This window comes from Catellatospora vulcania (genome assembly GCF_009720385.1).
Taxonomy (GTDB): Bacteria; Actinomycetota; Actinomycetes; order Mycobacteriales; family Micromonosporaceae; genus Catellatospora; species Catellatospora vulcania.
The window spans coordinates 171,649-186,763 of sequence record NZ_ML769308.1; the positions used below are offsets into that span (position 1 = coordinate 171,649).

Genomic DNA, 15,115 nt, shown 5'->3' on the forward strand with positions numbered 1-15,115 from the left:
GGCGACACGCAAACGTCACCGGTATGCCGTCCGTAGACGCGTATGGATGAAGATCAGCTGTCGACAGCGCCCGTGACCAGGTTCGCTATCGCGGCGGCGGCCTCTGGCAGATTTTCGTCACCCGGGCAGTCGGCGAAGCTGACGGTGACCGTTCTGTTGTCGCCCGTCCGATCCACGGTCACCGTGTACTGGAAGGCGTCGGCGCACTTGGTCGGCGCGGTGGGGCGAACGGCCTCGGTCTCCAGCCGGGGATCGGCGGCGAGGGTCTGCAACTGCTCCTGCTCCGAAGTGGTCAGTTCACCCGATTTGCGGGCTCTGGCACGGTCCGTGGCGGTCCACCCGCCTGTCGGGTCGACCGTGATCTGGTCGTCGACGCCCGCGAAGCCGCCGGTGCGGTGCACGCTGACCGACGCGGGGCTGGGTGCGGACGTCGCGCCGGGTTTCGCCGTGTCCGCCGGGGTGCCGCCGCCCACGGGCGCGCAGGCGGCGGTGAGCAGCGCCAGCGCGCCGGCGGCGGCGGTGGCCAGGAAGGCGGTGCGCAGGAAGGTCATGGGTGATGGGACGGCCCGGATCGCGGGCCGGTTGCCTTGCGGCGTGGTTTCAGCCATGTGCGCCAGTCTATGCACCCTGGTCCGCAGACCGCCGCCGCGCGGCCGTGGGGCCGACCCGCCGACCGGCTGCGATCAGCGCCGATGGCGGCCGCGGGCGAAGTCAACCGGGCAGGCCGGCGCGCGCCCGCAGCGCCGAGATGTCCAGCACCGTCACCGACATCCGGCTGGTGCGGATCCAGCCGGCGGCACGCAGCACGCCCAGCGCCTTGCTGACCGCCTCCCGGGACGCGCCCACCCAGCCCGCCAGCTCGTCCTGCGACAGCGGCAGCGCGATGGCGATCACGTCGCCGTCGGGACGGCCGAAGCGTTCGGCCAGCTCGACCAGGCGGGCCGCGACCCGGCCGGTGCTGTCCTGCGCGCCGAACTCGACCCGCTTGCGGTCGGCGTCGCGCAGGCGCTCGGTGAGCAGCCGCATCAGCAGGAACGCGACCCGGCCGTGGGCCTGCAGGTACGCCTCGAACTCCGGCAGCGGCATGACCAGCGCGGTCACCGGCTCCAGCGCGGTCAGCGTCGCCGAACGCGGGGCACGGTCCACCGCGGACAGCTCGCCCAGCAGCGCGCCCGGCCCGCGTACGGCGAGCACGACTTCGCCGCCCGCGGCGGTGTGCGAGGACGCCTTGACCCGCCCGGCGCGCAGCATGGCGACCCAGTCCGAGCGGTCCGCCTCCCGGCACAGCACCTCGCCGCGGCTCCACCGGCGCAGCGCGCTGCGCCGGGTGAACTGCTCCTGCTCGGCGGGAGTCAGCAAGCTCCAGAAGTCCCCGCTCACGCCTTCTCCTCGCTGCGCTCGCCGACATGGGTGCGGGCCCGAGCGACGTGCATCCCGGTGACGGCGTAGGCCCGCACCGTGGCGATCCGGCCCTTGACCGGCAGGTCGCCCAGCGGCGCGGCGGTGATCGCGTCCCCGGCGGCCAGCCGGGTCGCCTCGCCGATGACGACCTGGCCGGGCTCGGCGAGGGTCTGCAGGCGGGCGGCGACGTTGACGGCGTCGCCCATCGCGTTGAAGCCGCGCAGCTGCTCGCTGCCGATGTTGCCGACCAGCGCCGGGCCGGTGTTCGCGCCGACCCGGAACCGCGGCCAGTCGGGGTGCCCGGCGGCAATCTCGTCGACGCCGCGCTGCATCGCCAGCGCGGCCCGTACCGCCCGCAGCGCGTGGTCGGGCTGCCGCGCCGGGGCGTTGAACAGCGCCAGCAGGGCGTCGCCGACGAACTGCACCACGGTGCCGCCGTTGTCGAGAATGGCCGGGACGGCGACGCCGTGGTAGCGGTTGAGCATCCGTACGATCTCGGCCGGCTCGACGCCTTCGGAGAACGTGGTGAAGCCGCGCAGGTCGGCGAAGAGCGCGGTCACCTCGACCACCTCGCCGCCGAGCGCGGCCTGGTCCGGGTCGGCCAGCAGCGCGGCCGCCACGTCCGGCGACAGGTAGTGCCGGAACAGGGTGCCCAGCGTGCGTGACACCTCCCGCTCGGCGGACAGGGCCGCGGCAGCCCGGTCCAGCACCGCGGTCTGGCCCTCGGTCAGCCCGAACCGCTCGGCCAGCCGGGCGGCGACCGGCCCCGCGGCTGCCCCGGTGCGCTCGCGCTCCTGCAGCGCGGTGACCAGTTCTTCCAGGGCTGCGCCGTATTCGGCGCGGATCGCGCGGGCGGTCTGGTCCAGGGTGATCGCGTCGAACAGGCCCGCGCTGCCGCCCTCGCGGCCGTACTGCACGTAGGCGCTGTAGGCGACGAAGCCGAACGCGAACGCCAGCAGCAGGTGCCACTCCCACCAGGACAGCTGCCACTTGTACGCCAGCAGCACCGCCACGCTCGACTCGGCCAGCAGGGTGAACGCGGTGACGATGCTGATCAGCATGGCGGCGGGCTTGCGCCGGTGCATGGCGAAGTAGCGCAGCGCGGCGACCAGGTACAGCACGACCGTGGCCGCGGTGACCCAGGCCATCGCGCCCTGCACGTCGCGCGGGCCGGGCCGGGCGCTCAGCGGCGGCAGGTCCAGCAGCTCGACCACGCCCCAGCCCAGGATCAGGGCCCACAGCCCGGCCTGGAGCCACAGGCGGGCGCGCAGCACCGCCGCACCCCGCGCGCCCTCCAGCGGCAGCGACGAGACCAGCGCGAACACCGCCGCGACGGCGAGACCCACCGGCTGTGACAGGTCGAAGCCGACGGAGGCGTGGTGCACCAGCACGCCGGGCGTGGCCAGCGCGTGCAGCAGCAGGAACCCGGCGCTGGCCAGGAACGCCAGCGACACCAGCAGCAGCCGCGCGTCGGCCCGCCGGCGCGCCACGGCGGAGATCCGGATGCCCAGCACCACGTTCACCGCGGCGACCACCAGCACCAGCCAGAAGTGGCTGTGCGAGTCGTGCCAGGAGATGTCCGCGCCGGGCACGGCCAGCAGCAGCCACAGCCCCGCCATCGGCAGCGCCAGGTGCAGCAGCCAGACCAGGGCGCGCACCGGCTGGACGGCGGGGGACAGGAAGGGCCGCGACACGCCGACACCCTACGCCCGCCGGGACCGTCGCAGCACTGTCGCGAATCCGCTGTGTGGACTAGTACGCAGACTCCCGCCCGCGCACGCGGTTGGCTGGACCCGTCGCCGGTGTTGTCCGGCGGCGTTAGGAGCTGACCATGAAGCGCAACGGGCCTCTCATCACCCTGCTGGCCGGACTCGCGCTGGCGGCCGTGCTGATCACCGTGAACCTGACGGTCACCGCACGCGGCGGCGGCGACCCGGACCCGGCCGGGTTCGGCGCCGCGCCGGCCACGACCGCGCCCGCGGCGTCCGCGCCGCCCTCGGCCGCGCCGTCGGCGGAGGCGTCCGCGGCACCCGTGGCCAAGGTGAACGCGACCTGGGCGGGCACCGTGGACGGCGGCGGCGCGACGATCGCGATCGCGGTCACCGACGGCGTCGCGGTGGCGTACCTGTGTGACGGCAAGAAGGCCGAGGTGTGGCTGCAGGGCACCGCCGCGGCCGGCAAGCTCGCGCTGACCGGCAAGAACGGCGCCAAGCTCACCGGCACCTTCGGCGGCGGCAAGGCCACCGGCACGGTCACCGCGAACGGCCGCAAGTGGACCTTCACCGTCAAGGCGGTCGCCAAGCCGTCCGGCCTCTACCGCGCCACCGCGACCGTACGCAACGCCAAGGTCGTCGGCGGCTGGATCGTGCTGCCCGACGGCCGCCAGGTCGGTGTCGTCACCGTCGACGACGTGCCGCAGCCCGCACCCGCGATCGACCCCGGCACCGGCGCGGTCACCGTCGAGGGCGCGGCACTGACCGCCGCACCCGTCACCGGCGCCCTTTCCGGCAACTGAGGGCAGGCCGCGACATGGACCGACAATTCGTCGACGAGCGCACCGAGGAGAAGGCATGAGCGAGACCACGAGACGCGCCAGGGTCTCGGCGACCGGGCTGTACGTGCCGCTGCTGCTCGGCGCGGTGGTGACGGTGACCCTGGGCGTGTACGGCAGCGTGCACACGCCGACCGGGATCGCGGTGAACGTGGCCGGGTTCTCCGGCCCGCAGACGGTGAAGGTCTGGCTGGCCAGCGGGGCGGCGCTGCTCGCGCTGGTGCAGCTGGTCAGCGCGTTCGCGATGTGGGGCAAGTTCGGCGAGCACGTGCCGTCCTGGATCGGGCCGCTGCACCGCTGGTCGGGCCGGATCGCATTCCTGCTGACCGTGCCCGTGGCAGTGCACTGCCTGTACGCGCTGGGTTTCGCCACCTACGACACCCGCACCCTGGCCCACTCGCTGCTGGGCTGCTTCTTCTTCGGCGCGTTCACGGTGAAGATGCTCAGCCTGCCCAAGCGCGGGCTGCCCGGCTGGACCCTGCCGCTACTGGGTGGAGCGGTGTTCACCCTCCTGATGGGACTGTGGCTGACCTCGTCCTTCTGGTACTTCACCACGATCGGGGTGCGTTTCTGATGACCGGGGAGACCGAGATGCACGACGTCGCGACCACCGTCGCCTGCGCGGCCGGCTGTGCCTCGCGGCGGGCCGTGCTGGCCGGCGCGGTCGGTGCGGCCGCACTGCTGGCGGGCTGCCAGACCTACGGCGAGAACACCACCGCGGAGCCGCTGCCCGAGCCCGCCCCGGCCACGACCGGCCCGGCTGACCCCGCCCCGGGCACCACCGGCCCCGGCGACCCGGCCCCCGGCACGACCGGCCCCGGGGCGACCGCCGCGGCTCCACCGGCTGCCAAACCACTGGTCGAAACGGCCAACGTGCCGGTCGGCGGCGGCGTCGTGCTCGAAGCCGAACGCCTGGTCGTCACCCAGCCGCAGGCCGGCGTCTTCAAAGCTTTCTCCGCCGTCTGCACCCACCAGGGCTGCATCGTGACCAGCATCAGCAACGGCGTCATCGAATGCGGCTGCCACGGCAGCCGCTTCCGCGCCACCGACGGTTCCGTCGCCGGCGGCCCGGCGAACCGCCCGCTGCGCGAAATCCGCGTCAAATCCGACGCCACCGGCGTCTACCGCACCTGACGTAGCCGAAGGAAGGGCACCTTCTTATCGTTATTCGTAGAAGAAGGTGCCCTTCTTAACGCGAGGGATGTGATGAGCTTCAGCTACGCCGAGGTCGGGGCCACGCGGGACGGCGACCTGCCGCGCGGGTACCACCATCTGCGGTACCGCACCCGCATTGGCGACGCGTCGGTGATGGCTGCCGCCGCGGAGGCGGTGCTGACGTTCGCGCCGCAGCGCGCGGTCGGGGTGCGCATCACCGCCGACGGGCCCCGCGCGGTCGAAGGGCTCGCGGTCACCTCCGGCCTCGGCGCCGGCTCGCTGCGCATCCCCGCACCCTGCCTGGTGGTATGGGTGGAGGACGGCCCGCAGCGCGCCGGGTTCGCCTACGGCACCCTGCCCGGCCACCCCGAAAGCGGCGAGGAGGCCTTCCTCGTCGAGCTGATCAACGGATCCGTGTGGTACTCGGTGATCGCGTTCAGCCGCCCCGCCCGCTGGTACACCCGAGCGGCCGGCCCGATCGTCATCGCCTTCCAGCACGCCTACGCCCGCCTCCTCGCCCGCGCCCTCCGCCGCCTGGTCCTGCCCCGCGCCTGACGCCCGCGCCGCGATTCGGTCTGCAGTTTCGGGGAAACTGCACCCACTGGGCCTGGCATACCTGCAATTTCCCCGAAACTGCAGTGGCCGCGGGCCCGCCTCGGGACGGACGGCGGCCACGCCCGGTAGGGAGCCGGGCGTGGCCGCGGGCCTGCTAGAGGCGGGAGGTGGCGCTGACGGTGAAGCCGGTGTTCACGGCGGCGCCGGCGTTGGTGTAGCAGCTGACGTCGCGTACGTACAGGTCGGCGCCCGCGATCGTCCACGGGAAGTTCAGGCCGCAGAAGTTCGAGTTCGAGCCGGACGCGGTGACCTGCACGGTCAGCGGCGCGAAGCCGATCTGCCGGAAGGTGACCAGGGACAGGCCGGGGCCTGCCGCGATGAGGGTGTTCGCGCTGTAGCCGAGCACCGAGTTGAAGTTGGTGAACGCGGGGCCGACCGGTGGCGCGTTCCAGAGGTAGCCGAAGTACTGCGGCGGGAAGCCCGCGCCGTAGAGCGACGCCTTCTGCTGGTACGTCACCGTGAAGCGGCTGTTGACCAGCGCGCCCGCCGAGTTGAAGCAGAACACGATGACCTCTTGCTGGGGGGCTGTCGAGGTCCAGTTGCGGATCTTGCAGCGGGTGCCGACGGTGGCGACGGCGGTCACCTGCGCGCTGCCGTCGACCGGCCCGCCGGAGCCGATGTTCGGGAACTTCACGCTCCACTGGCCCACGCCCAGCGGGGTGACCAGGTTGGCCGCGCCCGCCGCGTTGTACTGGCTGATGATCACGCCGGTGGGCTGGGTGTCCACGTAGCCGTAGGGCCCGGATGCGCCGGGGCCGGAGCTGGCGGAGAAGATGGCGCTGAACCCGCTGTTGTCGGGCACCCCGCCCACCCGGTAGCAGCGGATGATCGCGATCTCGTTGGCGCCCGACGGGCCCCAGGCCTCCGCCTGGCACCAGCGTGGCCCGTTGCTGATCGCGGTGACGTGCACGACGCCCCCGGGGAACGCCTGGCCCGGGAACGTGACCTGGTAGCGGCCTACGGCCAGCGGCACGACCGTGGTGGCCGCCGGGTAGGTGCCCGCGGGCACCACCGCCGCGCCGTTCCACAGGACGAAGCCGAACCGGTTGGGCACCGCAGCCTGCGAGGGCGTGCCGGCGGCCAGGAGTGTGCCGAGCATGGCGACGATCCCCACCAGGGTGGAGAGCACGCGAGTCGGTCTTGGCATGTCCGATACCTTTCCGTGACGGGACGGTAACTCGATACATGCAAACATGTGGATCTAACGATCTCAATGAATGTGTCGGAACTTGACTGGCGAAAGAATCCGGCGGCTACAGGTCGTCCGCGCGGTACTGCTCGACAACCTGGTAGCCCAGGGAGTCGTAGAGGCGGACGGCGACCGTGTTGTGGCCGAAGACGTTGAGCCCGAGCTGGGCGTCACCGGCCGCCGCGGTCGCCTGCTCGCCGATCAGCATCGCCGCACGGCCGTATCCGCGGCCCCGGTGTGCCGGGTCCACGTCGACGCCGAACACGAAGCTCATCCCGGGCAGGAAGGCGTGGCGCAGCCAGATCGTGCCCACGACCTCGTCCCCGGCGGTCACGCACCAGAAGCCGTGCCCGGCGGTGCGCAGGCCCTCCGGGAGCAGCTCGTCGTGCTCGACGACGGACACGGCCAGCGCGTCGGCGGCCGAGCGGCTGCCCGAGGCGGTCATCTCGTCGGCGTAGGCCTGGATCGCGTGCTCCCGCCAGGGCCCGAAGTCGGCCGGGGTCATCGGCCGTCCGGCGACACCGTCCGGCAGGGACACCCCGGCGGTCACCGTCTTGACCATCTGCTGCGCCCGCAGGGGGTACCCGCCGAAGATCGCGTCCGTGGCGGGGTCACCCGGCAGCACCACCACGGCCAGGCGGGTGCCCCCGTCGGCCAGGGCGCGTTCGCGGGCCCACGCCACCAGCGCGCGGCCCAGCCCCCGGCCGCGCTGCTCCGGCGCGAGCCACAGGTCATGCAGGCTGCGCTGCTCCGGCCGGCGCGGCCGTGATCCGGCGAGGGCCAGGAAACCCGCCGGCGCGCCGCCGACCTCGACCGTGTACACCCGGCTGCCCGGGTCGTCGCGCTGGTTGCCGACGTTGCGCTCGATCTCCCGGGTGACCGCCGCCGGGGCGGTGTAGCAGCGGGCGTACCGCTTCCGCAGCCGCTCCACCCAGTCGGCCCGCCACTGCTCGGTCTCCGGCGCTGTCGCCTCGCGTACGTCGAACATGCCGCGACCCTACGAGGCGGCCCGCACCCGGTCCATCCGTTTCGCCCGGAACCGCCGACGCCGGTCAGCCGTTGACCACCGTGGTGCCGGCGATCATGGCGGGCGACGGCGGAAGGCAGGCGACGATGACGACCATCGGGTTCATCGGCAGCGGGAACATCGGCGGCACCGTGGCCCGGCTGGCCGTGGCCGCCGGGTACGACGTGGTGCTGAGCAATTCGCGGGGCCCCGAGACCCTGGCCGACCTCGCCGCGGAGCTGGGGCCGCGAGCCCGCGCGGGCACCGTCGCCGAGGCCGCCGCGGCGGGTGACCTGGTGCTGGTCAGCGTGCCGCTGCATGCCTACGACAGCGTTCCGCCCGCGCCGCTGACCGGCAAGACCGTGATGGACACCAACAACTACTACCCGGAGCGCGACGGGCAGATCGAGGTCCTCGACGACGGCAGCGCCACCAGCAGCGAGCTGCTGCAACGCCACCTGGCCGGGGCGCACGTGGTGAAGGTGTTCAACAACATCTACTTCAAGCATCTGGGCGCGCTGGCCCGTCCCGGGGGCGCGGCGGACCGCACCGCGCTGCCCGTCGCCTCCGACGAGCCCGCCGCGAAGGCCGCCGTGACGGCGTTCCTCGACGCGATCGGCTACGACGCCGTCGACGCGGGCCCACTGGGCGCGGGGGGCCGCAAGTACCAGCCGGGTACCCCGGCCTACGGCGCCCCCTACGGACCCTTCAGCGACGACGACGGCACCCCCGCCCCCGCCGCCACGGTCCGCGCCGCCCTCGAAACCGCCTGACGAAGGAAGGGCGCCTTGTTGACGCCATGCGTGTAGAAGACGCCCTTCCTGACGTGCCACCGGTGCGTGCCTGCGGAAAAGGCAGTGCGGTGGGGACGGGCCGGTGGCAGGATCGGCCGCGTGCCGGCCCCCCATGGATTCGACTACGTCGTACGCGCCGACTCGACCGTCGCCGTGTCGCACCACCGTGCCGTGGTGACCCTGCTGCGCGGCGAGCGCGCCAAGCGCTTCCTGGACGAGGTGCAGGCCGGGGACCCACAGCAGGTGATGGCCCGCTGGACCGGCAACTACCGGCACGGCAACGAGCGCACCGCCCGCAACCACCCACGCAACTCGGGCCGCTGAGCGCGCAGCCCGCCGCGCAACGGCAGCGCAGCCCGCCGCGCAACGGCAGTGCAGCGCCGCGCAACGGCCGCACAGCTCGCCGCGCAACGGGCGGCCTGAGCGCGATGATCTCAGCACGCAACACGGCCGGCCGGCCGGGCAAGCCGTGGCGTCGAACGGCTCAGCCCTGCACGGCCACGCTCTGCTCCTCGCTGTCCGCGACGGCCGTGACGGTCGCGTCGGCCGGTCGCGATTCGGCAGCGGCGGCGGCGGACGCCTTGCGCCGCCTGACCAGCAGTACGGACAGGGCCGCGACCCCCAGCACGATCAGGGGCAGGACCATGGTCGACTTCATCGCCGCGGTGAAGCCCTCGTGGAAGGTCGTCAACGCGAGCTGCGCGATCTCCGGCGGTGCGCCCGCGGGCAGGTGCGCTCCGCTCTGACCCGCGCCGACCTCCATACCGTGTGATCCGGCCTCGTCGAACGCGGCGACGAACCGGTCGCGAACGGGCTCGGGAAGCGCGGCGGCGTTGGTCCGGGCCTGCGCGGCAAGGTCGACCGCGAGCCGGGCCTGCAGCAGCGCGCCCACCGCGGCCGCGCCGATCACCGCACCGAGCTGGCGGGTGGTGTTGAAGACGCCGGAGGCGGCGCCGGCGAAGCGCGGCTCGATGTCGCGCATCGCGATCGTCTGCAGTGGCGCGAACACGCCGCCGAGGCCGAGGCCCGCGACGAGCAGGCCGGGCAGCAGGTCGCCGCGATCCGAGCCGGCCTGCGCGGCCAGCACGACCCACGTGAGGCCGGCCGTCCACAGGGTCATGCCGGCCAGCAGCACGTACTTGCCCTGGCGGTCGGCGAGGCGGCCCGCGACGGGCGCGACGAACATGGAGATCAGCGACATGGGCGCGGTGGTGAGCCCGGCCTGCAGCGCGGTGAGGCCGAGGACCGACTGCAGGTAGATGGTCAGCGGCAGGAACAGCCCGAGCATGCCGAAGGAGACCGCCGCGACCACGCCGTTCATCACGGAGAAGTTGCGGTCGGCGAACAGCCGCAACGGGATCAGCGGCTCGGAGTCGCGCCGGACGTGCGACAGCCAGACGAACCCGGCCAGGATCAGCAGCCCGGCCGCGATGACCATCGGGACGGTGACCGGGCCCCACACCCGTCCCCAGTCGTGCGACTCGCCCTCGATGAGGCCGTAGCAGATCAGGAACAGGCCTGCGGTGACCAGTGCGGTGCCGGGCAGGTCGAGCCGGTGGCGGCGGTTGAAGCGCAGGTCGGGCATGATGACCGCGGCCATGGTGAGGGCGATCACGCCGACGGGCACGTTGACGAAGAAGATCCAGCGCCAGCCCCACTCGGAGACCAGCCAGCCGCCCAGCGTCGGTCCGGCGACCGTGGCCAGGCCGGCCACGCCGCCCCAGACGCCGAAGGCCGCGCCGCGCCGCTCGGCGGGGAAGATGGTGGTGATGACGGCGAGCGTCTGCGGGGTGAGCAGCGCCCCGCCGAGGCCCTGCGCGATGCGGAACACGACGAGCTGGGCCGGGTCCTGGGCCAGTCCGCAGGCGATCGAGGCGACGGTGAACAGGGCGAGGCCGATCATGAACAGCCGCTTGGGGCCGTGGATGTCGCCGAGCCGTCCCGCGGTGATCAGCAGGACGGCGTACACCAGGATGTAGGCGTTGAGGATCCACAGGATCTGGTTCAGCGTCGCGCCGAGGTCGTCGATGAGGTTCGGGATCGCGATGTTCACGATCGTGGTGTCCAGCAGGATCATGAAGAAGCCCAGGCACAGCACGGACAGGATGAGCCAGGGGTTGCGTTGCGGCGCCGGCGCCGCCGGTGCGGTGTCGGCCGTACGCTGAGTGATCATGGCGGGTCTCCTGTCTGCGTCCGAGCGGGTGGAGCATAGTCCTCAAACGATGAATTCCGGTGTACCGCCGGTCCGTCCGTGGTGCCGTCGCGGGCGCGACCGCCCGCGACGGCAGATCGTCACGGGTGCGCGGCGTTCACGGGAGTGCGGGTCTCGAGCAGGTCCGCCGGGTGGCCGTCACGGGGCGGGTTGACCGCCGCGGGACGGGTCCCGGGCCGGGACGGCCACCAGAACCGCTCCCCGAGCAGCATCGCCACGGCGGGCACCACGAGCGTGCGTACCAGCAGCGTGTCGAGCAGCACGCCCACCCCGACGATGATGCCGAGCTGCGTGAGCACGATGACGGGCAGCACGCCCAGCACCGTGAACACGGCCGCCAGCAGTACGCCCGCGGACGTGATCACCCCGCCGGTGGCGGTGAGCGCCCGCAGCATCCCGGTGCGGGTGTCGCCGTGTGCCGCGGTCTCCTCGCGCGCCCGGCTGACCAGGAAGATGTTGTAGTCGACTCCGAGCGCGACCAGGAACAGGAACGCCAGCAGCGGCACGTTCGAGGCCAGCGCCGGGATGTCCAGCGCGGCGAAGACCAGGCTGGCCGCGCCGAGGCTGGCCGCGAAGCTGATCACCACGGTGAGCAGCAGGAGCAGCGGCCCGATCAGCGAGCGCAGCAGGACGATCAGGACGATGAGCACCACGGCCAGCACGAGCGGAGCGACGACGGCGTTGTCGCGGGCGTTGGCGTCGCGCTGGTCGAGGTCGGCGGCGGGCTGCCCGCCGACGGCGGCGTCCACCGTGGCCAGCGCGTCGCGCAGCGCCGTGACAGCGCGGTCCGCGCCCGCGGTGCCGGACTCGTCGGTCAGCTGGACCGCGAGCAGGGCGAGCGTGCCGTCCGTGGACGTCTCCGGCCGCCCGACCGCGGACACTCCCGCGGTCCGCTGGGCTGTGGTGACGGCCTGCTCGGCCGCCGCGGCCGGGACGATCACCCGGACCGGCTGCGCGGATCCGGCGGGGAAGTGCCGGGCCAGGGCCTGCTGGGCCTGCACCGACTCCACCTCGGTGCGGAACTGCTCGGTCTGCGACAGGCCGATCGTCGTGGTGAGCAGGCCGGTGCTCAGCGCGGCGAGGGCGACACCCGCGGCGACCAGCACCCCGACGGGGCGGCGGCCGACCAGCCGGGCGATACGGGCCCACAAACCGGATGCGCCGGGGTCCGCGCTGCCGACCGCGGGCACCAGCGGCCAGAACGCGCCGCGCGGCAGGAAGGCCAGCGCCGCGGGCAGCACCACGAGTCCGAACAGCAGCGCCACGCCGACACCTGCCGCGGCGGCGATGCCGAGGGTGCGGTTGCTGGTGAGCACCGCGGTGGTCAGCGTGAGCAGGGCGAGGATCACGGTGCCGGCGCTGCCGATGACGGCCGGTCCGGCTGCGCGTACGGCGGTGGCCAGCGCCGCCCGGCGGTCCGGCGTGCGGCGCAGCTCCTCGCGGTAGCGGGAGATGAGCAGCAGGGCGTAGTCGGTGCCCGCGCCGAAGACGAGCACGGAGACGATGCCGCCGATGGAGGCGTCGGTGGGTTCGGCGATCAGGCGGCCGATCCACGGCAGCAGCTGCGCGGTGACCTGGTCGCCGAGCCCGATGACGGCCAGCGGCACGATCCACAGGAACGGGCTGCGGTACGTGATCAGCAGCAGCACCGCGACGACGATCGCGGTGGCGATCAGCAGGGTGACGTCTGCCCCCGCGAACGCGGCCGAGATGTCGCGGGCGAACGCCGCCCCTCCGGTGACCTGGGCGGTGAGTCCGTCGGGCAGCGCCGTGGCGTCCCCGCGCAGCACCTCGCGGATCCGGTCGACGGTGGCGTTGCGGGTTTCGTCGTCGAGATCCGCGGCGAGCGGGACGACGAGCAGCGCGGCCCGGCCGTCGTCGGCGACGCGGACCGGCGGCGGTGCGGTGACGTTCTCCTGCCGGGAGAGGGTTTCCCGAGCCGCGTCCAGCGTCTGCCGGTCGGCCGGGGTCAGGGTGGCCTCGGCGCGCTCGAAGACGACGATCGCGGAGTCGGCTCGGCCGCTGGGGAAGCGTGCCATCAACTCCGTCACCCGGGTGGACTGCTTGCCCTCGGGCAGGCCGTCGGTGGGGCCGGCCGCCGGCTGGGCCGGGCTGGCCAGGAACACCGCGGTGGACAGCGCCACGGTGGCCAGCAGGATGACTGCAGCACCGATCCGGCTGGTCAGCCAGGTGGCGAGACGCTCACCCATGACAGGGTGCCTCCAGTTCGTCACGCGGACCGTATCGCCCGCAATAGTTCGATCATCGAATGGTTCGATCATCGAAATGATATAGTCGGCCGCATGGCGGAGCAAGCTGGCCCCCCCGACCGGGTGGCCGCGCTGGACGAGGTGACCAAGGCGCTGCAGGCGAGCGCCGTCGAGAGCGACGTCTTCGTGGACGTCTTCGCCCGCGCGCACGGGCTGGGGCGCAGCGACCTGAACGCCATCATGTGGATCGCGACCGGGGCGCAGGCCGGCGCTCCGCTCACCGCGGGGGAGCTCGCCGCCCGGCTCGGCCTGGGCGCTCCGGCCACGACCTCGCTGATCGACCGGCTGGAGGCCGCCGGCCATCTCGAACGCACCCGGGATCCCCGCGACCGCCGCCGGGTGACCCTGTCCGTGCAGGCCTCCGCGCTGCGCATGGCCCGCGACTTCTTCCAGCCCCTGGGTGAGCGGATGGCGCTGGCGGTCGGCGACCTGCCGACCGCCGACCTGCTGATCGCCGCCGAGGTCATCCGCCGGATGACGACCGCGGTTGTCGCCACCCGCGAGGCCGCCCGCCGGGATCGGAACTCCGCCGAGCGCACGCCGCAGCGCTGAGCCGCGCGAACGGTGACCGGGTGACGTAGGGTCGGCCACGCTGAGCGATAAATTGACATATTCAAGGTAATGCGTAATGTCTGACTCGACCGCTACGGGAGCCACGTAGCAGCGCGGAAGTGGGGCAGCCTTCCGCGGCTGAAGTCGAAGTCCGACCATGCGTGCGTTCGCGTGCGGTGCGACGGCCCGGGCTCCCTCGCCCATCCGCCCACGCGTGCATGGCACTCCGTATGAAGGAGTTCCCATGTCCACCACACTCGCCGCTCGGCGGCGGGCCGCCATCTCCGCGCTGATCGTTGCCGTCGCCTCGGTCCTGCTGCTCACCACGGCGCTGGCGAAGATCGCCGACGCGCACGGCAACATCGTCAGCCCGGCCTCGCGCAACTACGGCTGCTGGCAGCGCTGGGGCAGCGACTTCCAGAACCCGGCGATGGCCACCCAGGACCCCATGTGCTGGCAGGCCTGGCAGGCCGACCCCCAGGCCATGTGGAACTGGAACGGCCTGTTCCGCGAGGGCGTCGCCGGCAACCACCAGGGCGCCATCCCGGACGGCCAGCTGTGCAGCGCCGGCCACACCCAGAGCGGCCGCTACAACGCGATGGACACCGTCGGCGACTGGAAGGCGCAGTCGATCGCGAACAACTTCAGCGTCAAGCTCTACGACCAGGCCAGCCACGGCGCGGACTACATCCGCGTGTACGTGACCAAGCAGGGGTACAACCCGATCACACAACCGCTGGGCTGGGGCAACCTGGAACTGGTCGGCCAGATCGGCAACACCCCGGCCGCGCAGTGGACCCCGGAGAGCGCGGGCGGCGTGTCGATCCAGGTCGGCGGCAGCGCCCCCGGGCGCACCGGCCGGCACATCGTCTACACCATCTGGCAGGCCAGCCACCTGGACCAGTCGTACTACTTCTGCAGCGACGTGACCTTCGGCGGCGTCACCCCCAGCCAGTCGGCGTCCCCGTCGGCCCCGGCCTCCCCGTCGGCATCCCCGTCGCCGAGCCGGCCGCCGTCGCCGAGCCCGTCGGCCTCGCCCCGCCCGTCGTCGTCCCCGCCGCCGCCCGGCGGCTGCTCGGCGACGTACTCGCTGACCGGCCAGTGGCCGGGCGGCTTCCAGGGTGAGGTCAAGGTGACCGCGGGCTCCTCCGCGATCACCAAGTGGACCGTCACGGTCACCTGGACCAACGGCCAGCAGATCACCAACGCCTGGAACGCCACAGTCACCACCAGCGGCTCCACCGCCACCGCCAAGAGCGTCGCCCACAACAGCGCCCTGTCCGCAGGAGCCAGCACCACCTTCGGCTTCCTCGGCAGCTACACCGGCTCCGCCAACGGCGCCCCCACCCTCACCTGCACCCCCACCTGAC

15 protein-coding genes are annotated in these 15,115 nt (G+C 72.9%); 8 read left to right on the forward strand and 7 right to left on the reverse strand.

The features are described from left to right. Positions 1 to 53: 53 nt before the first annotated feature. From F6W97_RS16680 to F6W97_RS16690, 3 genes are all read right to left on the reverse strand, one after another. Entirely contained in the window at positions 54 to 608 is a 555-nt protein-coding gene (locus tag F6W97_RS16680) for a protealysin inhibitor emfourin (protein WP_155371259.1), read from the reverse strand. A gap of 103 nt (positions 609 to 711) precedes the next feature. After that, positions 712 to 1,380, reverse strand: coding sequence for a Crp/Fnr family transcriptional regulator (locus F6W97_RS16685; RefSeq protein ID WP_155371260.1), 669 nt, complete (start codon positions 1,378 to 1,380; stop codon positions 712 to 714). Continuing rightward, positions 1,377 to 3,020, reverse strand: a complete 1,644-nt coding sequence (locus F6W97_RS16690; protein ID WP_155371316.1) for an adenylate/guanylate cyclase domain-containing protein — start codon at positions 3,018 to 3,020, stop codon at positions 1,377 to 1,379. The genes F6W97_RS16685 and F6W97_RS16690 overlap by 4 nt, the downstream gene beginning before the upstream one ends. A gap of 212 nt (positions 3,021 to 3,232) precedes the next feature. On the opposite strand from F6W97_RS16690, the gene F6W97_RS16695 reads away from it, so the two are divergent. From F6W97_RS16695 to F6W97_RS16710, 4 genes are all read left to right on the forward strand, one after another. Further along, positions 3,233 to 3,916: a hypothetical protein gene (locus tag F6W97_RS16695; RefSeq protein WP_155371261.1), complete on the forward strand. Its 684-nt coding sequence runs from the start codon at positions 3,233 to 3,235 to the stop codon at positions 3,914 to 3,916. 55 nt (positions 3,917 to 3,971) lie between these two features. Then, entirely contained in the window at positions 3,972 to 4,526 is a 555-nt protein-coding gene (locus F6W97_RS16700) for a DUF6529 family protein (protein WP_155371262.1), read from the forward strand. Continuing rightward, complete coding sequence (locus F6W97_RS16705; RefSeq protein ID WP_230686734.1) at positions 4,526 to 5,086, forward strand: Rieske (2Fe-2S) protein; 561 nt, start codon at positions 4,526 to 4,528, stop codon at positions 5,084 to 5,086. Before F6W97_RS16700 ends, F6W97_RS16705 begins: the two co-directional genes overlap by 1 nt. 72 nt (positions 5,087 to 5,158) lie before the next feature. Further along, on the forward strand, positions 5,159 to 5,662 hold the full coding sequence (locus F6W97_RS16710; RefSeq protein WP_155371263.1) for a DUF1990 family protein: 504 nt from the start codon (positions 5,159 to 5,161) through the stop codon (positions 5,660 to 5,662). 154 nt (positions 5,663 to 5,816) lie between these two features. Here the strand turns inward: F6W97_RS16710 and F6W97_RS16715 are convergent, their stop codons facing one another. Both F6W97_RS16715 and F6W97_RS16720 read right to left on the reverse strand, forming a co-directional pair. Further along, a complete protein-coding gene (locus tag F6W97_RS16715; protein WP_155371264.1) occupies positions 5,817 to 6,869 on the reverse strand; it encodes a hypothetical protein in 1,053 nt (350 codons plus the stop codon). A 106-nt stretch (positions 6,870 to 6,975) separates the two neighbouring features. Then, entirely contained in the window at positions 6,976 to 7,899 is a 924-nt protein-coding gene (locus F6W97_RS16720) for a GNAT family N-acetyltransferase (protein WP_155371265.1), read from the reverse strand. Positions 7,900 to 8,024: 125 nt separating this feature from the next. On the opposite strand from F6W97_RS16720, the gene F6W97_RS16725 reads away from it, so the two are divergent. Both F6W97_RS16725 and F6W97_RS16730 read left to right on the forward strand, forming a co-directional pair. Continuing rightward, positions 8,025 to 8,690 (forward strand): NADPH-dependent F420 reductase, encoded by a 666-nt coding sequence (locus F6W97_RS16725; protein WP_155371266.1) that lies wholly within the window; start codon positions 8,025 to 8,027, stop codon positions 8,688 to 8,690. A gap of 120 nt (positions 8,691 to 8,810) precedes the next feature. Beyond that, a complete protein-coding gene (locus F6W97_RS16730; protein WP_155371267.1) occupies positions 8,811 to 9,035 on the forward strand; it encodes a hypothetical protein in 225 nt (74 codons plus the stop codon). A gap of 160 nt (positions 9,036 to 9,195) precedes the next feature. Here the strand turns inward: F6W97_RS16730 and F6W97_RS16735 are convergent, their stop codons facing one another. Continuing rightward, positions 9,196 to 10,884: a DHA2 family efflux MFS transporter permease subunit gene (locus F6W97_RS16735; RefSeq protein WP_155371268.1), complete on the reverse strand. Its 1,689-nt coding sequence runs from the start codon at positions 10,882 to 10,884 to the stop codon at positions 9,196 to 9,198. Between the two features lie 119 nt (positions 10,885 to 11,003). Continuing rightward, positions 11,004 to 13,133 (reverse strand): MMPL family transporter, encoded by a 2,130-nt coding sequence (locus F6W97_RS16740; protein WP_155371269.1) that lies wholly within the window; start codon positions 13,131 to 13,133, stop codon positions 11,004 to 11,006. 93 nt (positions 13,134 to 13,226) lie between these two features. On the opposite strand from F6W97_RS16740, the gene F6W97_RS16745 reads away from it, so the two are divergent. Further along, positions 13,227 to 13,745, forward strand: a complete 519-nt coding sequence (locus F6W97_RS16745; protein WP_155371270.1) for a MarR family transcriptional regulator — start codon at positions 13,227 to 13,229, stop codon at positions 13,743 to 13,745. A gap of 244 nt (positions 13,746 to 13,989) precedes the next feature. Then, complete coding sequence (locus F6W97_RS16750) at positions 13,990 to 15,114, forward strand: lytic polysaccharide monooxygenase auxiliary activity family 9 protein (RefSeq protein WP_155371271.1); 1,125 nt, start codon at positions 13,990 to 13,992, stop codon at positions 15,112 to 15,114. Position 15,115: the final 1 nt, after the last annotated feature.

Coding starts and splice junctions, on each gene's coding strand:
- F6W97_RS16715 (WP_155371264.1), bottom strand. CDS start 6,869: ATGCCAAGACCGACTCGCGTGCTCTCCACCCTGGTGGGGATCGTCGCC.
- F6W97_RS16745 (WP_155371270.1), top strand. CDS start 13,227: ATGGCGGAGCAAGCTGGCCCCCCCGACCGGGTGGCCGCGCTGGACGAG.
- F6W97_RS16695 (WP_155371261.1), top strand. CDS start 3,233: ATGAAGCGCAACGGGCCTCTCATCACCCTGCTGGCCGGACTCGCGCTG.
- F6W97_RS16740 (WP_155371269.1), bottom strand. CDS start 13,133: ATGGGTGAGCGTCTCGCCACCTGGCTGACCAGCCGGATCGGTGCTGCA.
- F6W97_RS16690 (WP_155371316.1), bottom strand. CDS start 3,020: ATGGCGGGGCTGTGGCTGCTGCTGGCCGTGCCCGGCGCGGACATCTCC.
- F6W97_RS16750 (WP_155371271.1), top strand. CDS start 13,990: ATGTCCACCACACTCGCCGCTCGGCGGCGGGCCGCCATCTCCGCGCTG.
- F6W97_RS16710 (WP_155371263.1), top strand. CDS start 5,159: ATGAGCTTCAGCTACGCCGAGGTCGGGGCCACGCGGGACGGCGACCTG.
- F6W97_RS16735 (WP_155371268.1), bottom strand. CDS start 10,884: ATGATCACTCAGCGTACGGCCGACACCGCACCGGCGGCGCCGGCGCCG.
- F6W97_RS16700 (WP_155371262.1), top strand. CDS start 3,972: ATGAGCGAGACCACGAGACGCGCCAGGGTCTCGGCGACCGGGCTGTAC.
- F6W97_RS16705 (WP_230686734.1), top strand. CDS start 4,526: ATGACCGGGGAGACCGAGATGCACGACGTCGCGACCACCGTCGCCTGC.
- F6W97_RS16680 (WP_155371259.1), bottom strand. CDS start 608: ATGGCTGAAACCACGCCGCAAGGCAACCGGCCCGCGATCCGGGCCGTC.
- F6W97_RS16720 (WP_155371265.1), bottom strand. CDS start 7,899: ATGTTCGACGTACGCGAGGCGACAGCGCCGGAGACCGAGCAGTGGCGG.
- F6W97_RS16725 (WP_155371266.1), top strand. CDS start 8,025: ATGACGACCATCGGGTTCATCGGCAGCGGGAACATCGGCGGCACCGTG.